Annotated in this window: 11 protein-coding genes; 5 read left to right on the forward strand and 6 right to left on the reverse strand. The window is 41.7% G+C overall.

Going from position 1 to position 11,478, the window contains the following annotated elements:
* Positions 1-58: 58 nt before the first annotated feature.
* Positions 59-373: a hypothetical protein gene (locus H4683_RS14075; RefSeq protein WP_192599464.1), complete on the reverse strand. Its 315-nt coding sequence runs from the start codon at positions 371-373 to the stop codon at positions 59-61.
* A complete protein-coding gene (locus H4683_RS14080; protein WP_192599465.1) occupies positions 354-2,096 on the reverse strand; it encodes an ABC transporter ATP-binding protein in 1,743 nt (580 codons plus the stop codon). The genes H4683_RS14075 and H4683_RS14080 overlap by 20 nt, the downstream gene beginning before the upstream one ends.
* A gap of 241 nt (positions 2,097-2,337) precedes the next feature.
* On the opposite strand from H4683_RS14080, the gene H4683_RS14085 reads away from it, so the two are divergent.
* The 4 genes from H4683_RS14085 to H4683_RS14100 are packed head-to-tail and all read left to right on the forward strand — an operon-like array spanning position 2,338 to position 5,027.
* Positions 2,338-2,721, forward strand: a complete 384-nt coding sequence (locus tag H4683_RS14085) for a GntR family transcriptional regulator (RefSeq protein WP_192599466.1) — start codon at positions 2,338-2,340, stop codon at positions 2,719-2,721.
* On the forward strand, positions 2,718-3,626 hold the full coding sequence (locus tag H4683_RS14090; protein WP_192599467.1) for an ATP-binding cassette domain-containing protein: 909 nt from the start codon (positions 2,718-2,720) through the stop codon (positions 3,624-3,626). The genes H4683_RS14085 and H4683_RS14090 overlap by 4 nt, the downstream gene beginning before the upstream one ends.
* A complete protein-coding gene (locus H4683_RS14095) occupies positions 3,598-4,338 on the forward strand; it encodes a hypothetical protein (RefSeq protein ID WP_192599468.1) in 741 nt (246 codons plus the stop codon). The genes H4683_RS14090 and H4683_RS14095 overlap by 29 nt, the downstream gene beginning before the upstream one ends.
* Positions 4,338-5,027, forward strand: coding sequence for a hypothetical protein (locus H4683_RS14100; protein ID WP_192599469.1), 690 nt, complete (start codon positions 4,338-4,340; stop codon positions 5,025-5,027). Before H4683_RS14095 ends, H4683_RS14100 begins: the two co-directional genes overlap by 1 nt.
* Positions 5,028-5,063: 36 nt before the next feature.
* On the opposite strand, the gene H4683_RS14105 is transcribed toward H4683_RS14100, so the two are convergent.
* Complete coding sequence (locus H4683_RS14105) at positions 5,064-5,966, reverse strand: DMT family transporter (RefSeq protein ID WP_192599470.1); 903 nt, start codon at positions 5,964-5,966, stop codon at positions 5,064-5,066.
* Positions 5,967-6,097: 131 nt separating this feature from the next.
* Between H4683_RS14105 and H4683_RS14110 the strand changes: the two genes are divergently transcribed.
* On the forward strand, positions 6,098-7,750 hold the full coding sequence (locus H4683_RS14110; protein ID WP_192599471.1) for a sensor domain-containing protein: 1,653 nt from the start codon (positions 6,098-6,100) through the stop codon (positions 7,748-7,750).
* Between the two features lie 46 nt (positions 7,751-7,796).
* On the opposite strand, the gene H4683_RS14115 is transcribed toward H4683_RS14110, so the two are convergent.
* The 3 genes from H4683_RS14115 to H4683_RS14125 all read right to left on the reverse strand — a co-directional run bounded on the left by H4683_RS14115 (position 7,797) and on the right by H4683_RS14125 (position 11,330).
* Positions 7,797-8,252 (reverse strand): threonine/serine exporter family protein, encoded by a 456-nt coding sequence (locus tag H4683_RS14115; protein ID WP_192599472.1) that lies wholly within the window; start codon positions 8,250-8,252, stop codon positions 7,797-7,799.
* A gap of 19 nt (positions 8,253-8,271) precedes the next feature.
* Positions 8,272-9,018: a threonine/serine exporter family protein gene (locus H4683_RS14120; protein WP_192599473.1), complete on the reverse strand. Its 747-nt coding sequence runs from the start codon at positions 9,016-9,018 to the stop codon at positions 8,272-8,274.
* 152 nt (positions 9,019-9,170) lie between these two features.
* Positions 9,171-11,330: a beta-propeller domain-containing protein gene (locus tag H4683_RS14125; protein ID WP_192599474.1), complete on the reverse strand. Its 2,160-nt coding sequence runs from the start codon at positions 11,328-11,330 to the stop codon at positions 9,171-9,173.
* Between the last annotated feature and the right edge of the window lie 148 nt (positions 11,331-11,478).

Below are 11,478 nucleotides of genomic sequence, written 5' to 3' on the forward strand. Positions count from 1 at the left end.
AAGATTTTCATCTCATTCAACAACCTTTCCGTTTTAGTATTCCTATACCCGAAAAGTGTTAAGTTGAAGCATTCCCCAAATGAGCGTAAGAGCCAATCTTACCTGCAAGCCCCCCAAACGTCATCGGGATAATATGTATATCAATGATTTGACCAATCATCAGCGGACCCAGTAGCGTTAAAGCCGAGCTAATGAAAACGAGCGCAAGGACTGTAATAAGTAGGCCGCGTTGTTCATCGACAAGCTTCCAAATCCGATGGAGAACGGATTTCCAATCACTCGCACGTTCCTTCTTTTTCCTACCCGGACCTTTAATATCCTCTTTATTTATAATCGGTTCGTAGCCGAATGGTTTACGAATTGTCTTTAGCATCGGACGCCACCTCCTCTTCCGATTGAGATTCAGCTATTTTTCGATAAAGTGCGGATTGCCTCATTAAATCGGCATGCGATCCGTAGCCAACCACTTGTCCTTCATCGAGCAGCAGGATTTTATCCGCCCCTTGAGCTGTCCGGATTTTCTGCGTTACAACGAGCATCGTCGCCTCTTCCCCATCAAGCGCATCCCATAATGCCATTTCCGTTTTCACGTCGAGTGCACTGGTACTATCATCGAGAATGAGGATTGACGGTTTCCGCACAAGCGCCCGCGCGATAGATAAACGCTGTTTCTGTCCACCTGATAAGTTGACACCTTTTTGCCCGACACGTGTCCCATATTTTTGCGGGAACAAATCGATGGACTCATGAATCTGTGCTTTTTTCGCCGCCTCTTCCAATTCATCGACCTGCGCTTCGATATCGCCCCATGATAGATTTTCCAAAATCGACCCTGTAAATAAAATCGATTGCTGCGGTACAAGCCCAATGGTGTCGCGTAAATCTTTCAACGGCCACTCCTTCACCCCAATACCACTAACATAGATTTCCCCTTCGGTCGCTTCAAAAATGCGCGGAATGAGATTCAACAATGTAGATTTCCCTGAACCCGTTGCCCCCATAATCGCAAGTTTTTCTCCAGCAGAAACATGGAACGACACCCTATCAAGGATTGGCTCCGGTTTACCCGGATAGTTGAATGACACGTTTTCAAAGCGTAATTCGCCACCCAACTGTCTCAATCCCGTACTCTCCGAATTATGGATTTCCAGGTCTTCATTCGCAACGAGCACTTCCTCCATCCGCTCAGAAGATGCTTTCGCACGAGAGAACGCAACGATAATAAAAGCGAACATTGAGAATGCCCCTGTCATCCGCATCGCATAGTTGACGATGGCTACCAATTCCCCGACTTGTGCGCCGCCGTCACGTACTTCAATCGCGCCGAACCATAGCACAGCCATCAAACTGATGTTCATAACAAACAATAGAGCCGGTAAAATCAGCTCCATCATTCGCATCGCCGTCACCGTATCTTTTCTCAATAAATCCGCCACTTTTGAAAAGCGACTCGCCTCATACGTCCCGCGTAAATACGCTTTGATTAACCGGACTGCCTGTAAATTTTCTTGCATAACCCGATTGACTCGATCAAGCCTTTCCTGAACCCGCGCAAAATAAACGACACCCTTTTTCGCCATAAAATAAAGAAAAAAGAATAAGAACGGAGCACCCATTACAAGATAGAGTGCTAACTTTGCGTTGACGACGAACGCCATGATTAAACTCCCAATTACAAGTAACGGCGCGCGCATCATAATGCGAAGTCCCATGAACAGAACGTTCTGCACCATTGTCACGTCACTCGTCAACCGTGTGATTAAACCCGATGTAGGAAAACGTAAAAAGGTCGCCATGGAAAAAGCTTGTACTTGACGAAACAGCGCTTGCCGTAGATCGAACCCAAAACTTTGTGCCGCATGGGCAGCGAAATAAGAATTTATTATCCCGGAAAAGAAGGCGACGAATGAGAGTGCCATCATGACAATTCCCCATGTCCATATAACGTTTACATTTTCCGCTAGAATCCCATCGTCGATGATTTTCGCGATTAGAAGCGGTTGGATTAACTCTACGGATAACTCGAGTAGCATGAGAAATAAAGCAATTACGATTGGCCATTTATATGGTTTTGCATAAGAAAAAACTGTCTTCATCTTCCCAACCCCCAAAAACTCTTTCGTTTCACGAATCATTTTTCTATTTCTTCTATTATGCCATAGGTTCGAGGGTGTGCATAGCCAAGATAACTGATCTTTGGATATTTTTGAATAAATAATAGCAAGGGTGCACTTGGGTACTAATCCCAATTCCTCTTCCTATTCAGTTGTAATTTTTGTCGAAATGACATATAGTACATTACAACAGTAATGCACTAACTACTAGGAGGTGACGTGAATGTTCGACATGGATGCTTCAAAACTGATTTATATACAAATTGCAGACTGGATTGAAACTGAAATCATCGATAGGACACTTAAACCAGATGAAAAAGTCCACTCACAATACCAGCTTGCAGAGCTTTTCAATATCAATCCTGCTACAGCGGGAAAGGGGCTGACATTATTGCTTGAAGCCAAAATTCTATACAAACGACGCGGTCTTGGAACATTCGTCGCACCCGATGGCCGTGAAAAACTACTTGCTAAACGAAAAGAAGAGACTTTGCGAAAACTGATTACAAAACTGCTTGACGAGGCGCGATTGCTTGATGTCGATGATAACCAACTGCTATCCATGATTGAGGCGGAGCGTGATAGGAAGAAGGAGGGTCTACTATGACAGTCATTAAGTTCAACAACGTTACAAAATCATATCGAACTCACTCGGTGCTGGATCATATGGACTTCACCATAGAAGAAGGCGTTCTTACAGGTGTCATCGGCCGGAACGGTGTCGGCAAATCGACACTTATGAAAATTTCAGCCGGATATATCCAAGCAACTTCAGGGGAAGTCCAGGTTTTTTCGGAAAATCCTTTCAATAGTTTAAAAGTGTCTGCGAATTCAATCCTCGTGGATGATACGATGAGTTTTTCCGACAAACTATCGCTCTCTGATATTTTGAAAGAAGCGAATCGTTTCTATTTAAATTGGGACGCGCAACTTGCACAGCGACTGTTTGATTACTTCAGTTTCCACCCGGACGTACGCCACAAGCATTTATCTAAAGGGAAAAAGAGCACATTTAACGCCATCATCGGCATCGCTTCCCATTGTCCGTTGACAATTTTCGATGAACCGACAACCGGCATGGATACAGCCGTGCGGAAAGATTTTTATCGTGCATTATTGAAAGATTACATTGCCAATCCGCGGACAATTCTCTTATCTAGCCATCACCTTGAAGAAATCGAAGACTTGCTTGAGGATATTCTTTTAATCCACGATGGCAAAATTCGTTTTCACGGTCCAATTACAGATTTGCAGGAGATGCTCGTCAAATTAGTTGGTAAAAAAGTGAATGTCCTTGCACACACTTCAAAAAGAACTATTTTCGGAAGCCAAGTAAATGGTGCCTATAGCGAGGTTCTTGTAGAAAATAAATTCACAGCCGATGAAAAAATAAGATTAAGCGAAGAGGGCATCAAAATGATTCCTGTCTCCGCAAACGACGCATACGTTGCGTTAACAACAGGTGCGAAAGGAGGAATCGATGATGTATTTAACAGAACCGCGACTGACTGATATCGTAAAAAAACAATTCCTTTATAAATTAAATGCTTATACAGGCGTGTTTAGCTCTTTGCTCATTATGCAACTGATTGGGCTATTCTTCGGGTTTAATACTGGTGGTGGGAGTAGCGGGAGTGAGTCACTGACGATTAATTGGCGTTCTCTCTCAGGTGATATGGCCGTTATCTTTACACTTTTCTGGGCGTTCTCAACAGGTATCCTTATTACCACGCTCGCCTATCGCAACGATGCCTTCTCATTCGTGTCGACCCGATTAAGCCACCATGTATCCAGTTTTCTGTTCTTGCTAGTCATGTCTTGCATAGCGGGTATTACAGCTCCGCTTGCAAGTTCAGTCATCAAACTCATCTCTTTATTTCAGCATAATGCAGTCTTTATCGAGACATCTGGATTGTTCGCTTCTCCCGTTGATTTTTTCATCCGAATTGCGACTGCTGTTATTTACACCATTCTATTTGCAGGCTTTGGCTATGTAATCGGATCACTCATCCAGCTCAGCAAGCTTGTCATACCGTTTCTTGTGATTGGGCTCTTTATTTTACCTTTGTTCAATATAAGCGGCACAGGTTTCATTGAATATATGGTCATTTTTTTTGGCTTTGAAACATCCCTGTTGATTTTCCTTGTAAAAGTACTGATCACTGTTCTTGTACTTTTCGCGATTTCGGTTGCCATCACCAATAAAACGGAGGTGAGGAAATAATGAATCTTAGCATTTTGATTCTTTTACCTTTTTTGATAGTTATACCAATCATCGTATATATCATGCGGCCGAAAAAGCCTTCAAAATGGACGATGAATAAAAAATGGACGTACGTATTTTTCGCAACCTATACTGCCGTCCTATTACTAGCAGCGCTCACTGTCGAACTATTCGATAAGAAACTTGCAACAAAACCATTTAACCATTTTTCAACTGAAGATTTCAAGTTCATTGAAAGTGCACTTCACCTAGGTAACCTTAGTGCGATTGATCCTTCTCAAGTTATTGACAAGCGGACACACGATGTAGGTGATACACTCCATATTAAATCTTATGACAATAATCCACTCGTTTTCATCGAACGAAAAAGCGAGAATGATGGATGGATTGAGGAAACGCTTTTTAAGCCGATTCTTATTATCAATGAAGCCGATTTTTCCGATCAAGTGAACTACACAAAACCTGAATGGGAGGGAGATACGGTTACTTTTCCGGTACCGCCTTTTACAGAACTAACTTTTACTTCCTATCAAGATTCTCTTCTCTTGGGGCAGTTCACTCGACAGCCTCCAAAAGAATTCGGATACCGTGAACGGCAATCAAGGCAAATCGTAATCTATCTACACGTCCCAAAAGATTTAATTATCAAGGCAAACGAAGATTTCGATATCAACTACGTTAACAAATGAAAAAAGGGCTGGAACCCAAACAACGGGAACCGGTCCTTATTCCTTTTTAACTCTACTGCCGACAATCGATAAACCAGTAACCCCGACGAGCATAATGATTGCTCCGCTTAATTGCCACATACCTAGCACTTGACCGAACCAAAGAACGGAAATGACCATTGCTGTAAGAGGTTCAAAACTTGACAGAATACTAGTTTCTACTGGAGATATGTATTTCATGCTACCAAGAAACAGTACAAACGCCACCGTCCCGATGAGTATGACAAGGAGAAACATGACTGCGACTTCCCAGTCCAATAACGTACTTAATTCGCTCACGAATGTTGTCGCATTTATAACTAACAGTGCAATACCGCCAATCAACATTCCCCAACCAACCGATAACAACACACCCCATTCTTGCATGAGCCGCACTGGATAAAGCGTATAAAATGCAAATGTAAAACCGACAAGAATCCCCCACAACACTGCCTCATTACTTAGTGCAAAATCTGACAACGAACCATTTGTTAGAAGTAGAAAAAGCCCAACAATTGTAATGAGCATTCCAAACACTTGAGCACTTGGGGGGCACGCTCTTTGCTTCAACGACACAAAGATGATAATGTAAATGGGTGCAAGAAACTGAAAGAGCGTTGCGATGACTGCACTACTTGATTGAATAGAACCGAGAAAAGCGTATTGAACACCTAACATTCCAAGCAATCCGAAAATAATCATTTGACGTAACCAGACTTTTTGTCTCAGGGGAAGAGTAATTCTTTCACCTTTTATTTTTAACACTACAAGTAGCGCCATACCTGCGAGGAGCAGACGGATGATTAGCATGAATGAAATAGACATCCCGCTAGTTTCAAGAAGCCATTCCATCATAGGGCCCGTAGCACCCCAAAGTATTGCACCCGTAATAATCATGATGATTCCTTTCAATCTCTCCATCTTTTCTCTCCCTCTGATTTCACTATTTATCTTAAACTTGCATTTTCTCTAATTATTTGTTATTTTCATGATGTAAAATAACAAGAACTCCTATATAATAATAGACAGTATGTCCGAAAGGGGACAGTTAGATGAACACGGAAATTGAACAGTCAATGCTGGGATTGCCCGGTATCATGAAAGGCCTTGAACAATTTTATATGGTGACTCGCGTAGATTCTGAGGGATCAATCATCTATGTGAATAAGAATTTCTTAGAAACTAGTAGATGGACTCCCAAGCGCGTAATCGGAAAAAGTTTTTGGCAAATGTTTGCAGACACAGAAAAGAACCAGGAACAGGCATATTCAATTTGGAAATACGTTTCTAGTGGTAAAACGTGGTTCGGTACTGTCGAAAAAATAACACGTTCCGGTGAATCTTACTATGTTAACATGATTGCAATTCCATTCATGAAGACCGAAAACCAGCCCATTTCCGTCACATTTCTGGAACTTGACATCACTGCTGATGTACAACTACGGGACAAACTTCAACAGATTGCTTTCATAGACTTTGAAACTGGCCTCATGAGCCGACACAAATTGGAAGTTACTGTAAATGAAGCCATAGACGAAGGTAAGCATTTTTCCTTTGTCTACATAACAATTGATCATTATTACACATTAAAAGATTTGCAAACCTATGAATCTGAGAAAGAACTTATCAAATCATTTATAAATCGGCTAAAACGATTTTTCCAAGACAATCCGATTGCCAGGGTTGGTGTGAATGAGTTTGTCGTCCTCTCACCATTCGGAGATTGGTATGTACAAGGATTCCATCAATTTCTAGAACAGCAGCCGATTTATATCGACAATACCGCACTACCGCTATCAGTCAGCGGTGGAATCGTACGTTATCCCGAAGACCAACAAACATTCAATCATCTCATGAAAGTAGCCTTGGCCGCTACAAAAGATATTGTCGAAAATGGTGGAGGAAAAATAACTTCGTTATCACCCGAATCACATAAAGAACTAAATAGACGAGCCATTATTGACCGAAAATTGCTTATCGCACTGAACCATCATAACTTACAAGTTGTCTATCAACCGTTATTCGATGTCGCATCCGGTGAAGTCAATATGTACGAAGCACTTGTTAGATGGGAGGATGACGAACTCGGTTTTATCACGCCCGATGAACTTATTCCGATTGCTGAAGAAAATGGTCTTATCCATGAAATTGGTACATTTGTACTTGAAGAAGCTGCAAAACTCGCTACAGACTGGGATAAAAAAGGACATCCAGTTAGCATTTCTGTTAACTCATCTGTGAGAGAGTTCAGCAATTCACGTATGAGAGACAAAATTATAGAAATTCTTAGAGTTACAGGATGTCCCGCCAATCGACTTCAACTTGAAATCACTGAGAAATTTGCATTCCAGGCCGAGGAAGAACAATCTATCGTTCAACAGATGACAGAGCTGCAAGATGTGGGAATTGAATTCACACTTGACGACTTCGGAACAGGCTATGCTTCATTCCGTTACATGCAGCATTTACCAATATCGAAAATTAAAATAGACAAGTTATTCATTCAATCATTGATGACACAATCGAAAACGCAACAACTAGTTGAAGGTATGATCCGTTTTGGCAAATCAATGGGATTGTACGTCGTCGCAGAAGGTGTCGAAACTGAAGGGCAATTCGAACTTTTAATTTCCATGGGAGTGGACGCCATCCAAGGTTATTACATTGGAATCCCCTTAACGGCAGAAAGCATTACCTTTGAATGATTCATAACGAAACGGAGTGCCTCGAACTTGGAGAGCACTCCGTTTTTCAAATGGTCTTTTTTCCTCTTCTCCCAACGCCCGCACGGAAGATAAGTTGGATGATTACCTCCGCAAATACCAGCCCCATTGCAATTGCCCCCGAAACCATAAATGCTTGAGAAGCATATGAAATCGATGTTAAATAATCATTTTCAACGATATGACGCATCGCATTGTATGCCATCCCACCAGGAACGAGCGGGATGATTCCTGCAACACTAAAAATAATCATAGGTGTGCGGAAACGTTTAGCAAAGATATGAGCAAAGAGAGCAACAGTAAAAGCGCCAAGAAAAGAGGCTTGAACTGCATCCCCCGTCATCCCATTAAAAGCAAAATACACAAGCCACCCCATCATGCCAACAAAACCACAATAGAAAAGCATTTTTCTAGGAGCATTAAAGATTATACCAAATCCAATCGACGCAAGAAAACTGAGAACCCCTTGTATGACCCATGCCAACATACCTACCTCTTTTCATTCAGAAAGATAAGACAAACGCTACACCTGCACCAATCGCAAAAGCGGTGAGAAATGCTTCAGCGCCTTTGGATAATCCGGAAACAAAATGGCCTGCCATCAAATCACGCACGGCATTCGTAATAAGAAGACCAGGTACGAGTGGCATAACGGCCCCAATAATGATCTTATCAAGTTGTGTACCGATACCGCCTTGAATGGCAGCAAAACCAATCAGCGCGATAAACAACGATGCTATGAACTCGGCAAAAAACTTCACCCGTGTTAGCTCATGAATTTTAGTCACAATAACAAAACCAAATCCCCCTGCTAATACCGCAATAGGAACATCTATCCAAAGGCCATCAAATAAAATAAGAAAGCATCCACTCGCAATTGCAGCCGCAATTATTTGTAGCCATAGTGGAAACATAACATTCGCTTGTTCAATCTCTTTCAGCTTGGCATATGCTTCTTCAAGTGTATATTCTGCCGTCGACAATTTCCGTGAAACATCATTGACGAGCGCTACCTTTTCTAAATCCGTCGTTCGGTCCTTAATACGAATTAGTTTTGTATGATACGAACTCCCAGGAGAAAAGATGATGCCTGTGGGTGTGACAAAACTATGTGTCGACGACAGCATTTGCGTTCCAGCCATTCGCACCATTGTATCTTCTACCCGATATGTCTCGGCTCCTGCTTCCATCATTAGTCGCCCCGCCAGTAGGCAACAATCAATCGCTAACTCTTTATCCTCCATCGACATTAGCCCCCCTCTCGTATCTCCTTTTTTTCAATCTTATCGGAGCGGACATGAAAAAACAATCGTGAAATAATAAAGTAGGGGATATCACCGCCACTCTACAAATTGCGGTCATAGTTAAAAGGGACACCTAGTTAGGTGCCCCTTTAACTGCTTCAATCTATTACCAAACTACCAATCGGTTTGAATGAATCAAGTGAGTAATTTTTGATTTCTTTCATCGAAACGGTATACAGCTCATTTTTACTATAGAGCAATCGTTGAATTCCTGTTTCCCACTCCTCATATTGCTCTCCTTTGCCTTTCTTTTTAAGCAGATTCCCTTTCAGTACAATCCCATTTTTCGGTGTAATCTCATAGATGAGAGCGCCCGAACTTTGAATTTCAATATTACCGTTTTTTGCAACTTCATCGTAAATTATAACTGGAAAACCGAATAAATTACGCCCCTTATGTTGGAACAATGCTTTATGGTTTTGTTGGATCTGAGAGTAAGTTCCCTTTCCACCAATAATCTCCGTGTCCTTCTCTTTCGGATTTGCGAAATCAGTGACATCAAACAATGATACTTTCATCCCTTGCGTTGTGATAATTGGCTCGCCACCTTGCGGATTTTTTTGAGCAACCGTCTCATAACCGAAACCAATCAGATGATTTTCATCGAGCGGATGTAAGTAATTGCTGAAACCAGGGATTTTCAGTTCACCGAGCACTTTAGGAGCAGCTGGTTCGGCAACATCAATAACAAATAGCGGATCCGTTTCCCTGAACGTCACCATATACGCCTTATCGCCCATGAAACGCGCAGAATAGATGCGTTCTCCTTTTGCAAGCCCTTTGACAGATCCGACGACATTCATTTTTTCATCCAAAATGAATAGATGGTTTTTGGAAGGTTTTTTTTCATCCCATAGATTTCCTTCTGTAGTAACAACGCGGAAGTTCCCCTTGTGTTCGTCCATCGAAAACTGATTGAGAACAGTTCCATTCAATGTTGTGGAACCTTGGAATTTCACATCTGTTCCCTTCATTGTGAACTTGAATAATTTGCTGTTCGCAATTCCCGGATTCCAAAATATCGTGTCATTCACCTTGCTATCCTGCGCTTGTTTTTCATAAATTGTCGATGTGATATACAAATTATCCTTGGACATATAAAGTTGCTCGCTGCTACCAAGATAGCCTTTCGTCACGACCTTTTTTTCTGCCGGTGATGAAAGATCGATGGCAGTGATGATGGAATATGTCGGTTCCATCGCCCCAGGTAAAATCGAAATGTCTTTGTAATCAATTAGCTCCGTAGCACTATTTTTTTGGGAATCATACATACGCGGGCGGAGTATATCCCCGTCGATTTCATTCATAATCCAAAAGTTCGGTTGCAAATTCGTTACGAAATAAAGTATATCGCCTGTTTTCCGTGCGCCATTCATATAACCTTCCGCACCAATTTCCCGGATGAGCGAAGGTTTTTCCGGTTTTGAAACGTCGTATAACCGGGCCATCGTCATTCCATTCAAAGGCATGGTACGCATACTTGTTTCAGTTATTTTCCCAGGCTGGAATGGTTCATACTTTTCTCCTACAACAACCAGTGTTTTCCCATGAAGAAACACCTGTGATGGGTGAAACCCTTCTTCCATCTTAATTTCCGATACTTTCCGCATTTGTTTAGGTTTTTGGATATCTGTAACTGTGATTTTACCATTTCCAAGTGTCGTGTAAATATAGTTCCCGTCCGTCTTCACCAGATCAGCTTCATCGACCCCTTCGACTTGGTTATTTGTTGTCGAGTGATTTGAACTTTCTGATTTAGCAGCTCCCTCCGTGCTTTCACTTTCGTTGTTCATAACATCTGTCATAAAAACTTTAGATCTATTCGTACCTTGCATCACTTTGGCCCGCTCAAAATAGGCTTTTAACTCTTTCGCCGATGCAACCGACCCGACTTTTTCACGGACTTTAAACTTAATTTCTTTACTAGGAGATGTTTTCAATAAATTGCCATCCACTGCATTTTTCTTCACATGCAATGTATAAGCACCCGGTTTAAGCCCTTTTACATGAACCGTCTTCCCCTTGTTTCCAAGTGTGATGTCAGCAGTCGTACGTTTTCCACTCTGATCAGTGACATATAAATCACCCGATCTAGCTGCGTCCTTTTTCAAAGCTGTGGAGAGGTTTGCCTTCCATCCTTGATCGGTAATTCCGATATCAACTGCGGTCACCGTCGTTTTATTGAGTACTAATGCAAAAGACATTGCACCTACGAGTATAAGTGTTGCTGTTACGAGCCAAGTGAACGATTTTCTCAAATTGACCAATCCTTTCCTTAATAGCTTACTATCTTATTAGACTGGTTTGAATCAATTACGTTTCACTTGAATACTACTTTATTTTCGAAAAGCAAAATTTGTCGAATTACCGCGAATACTATACTGAAAAAATATCGCTTGAATGCTG

The organism is Sporosarcina limicola, assembly GCF_014873855.1.
Lineage (GTDB): Bacteria > Bacillota > Bacilli > Bacillales_A > Planococcaceae > Sporosarcina > Sporosarcina limicola.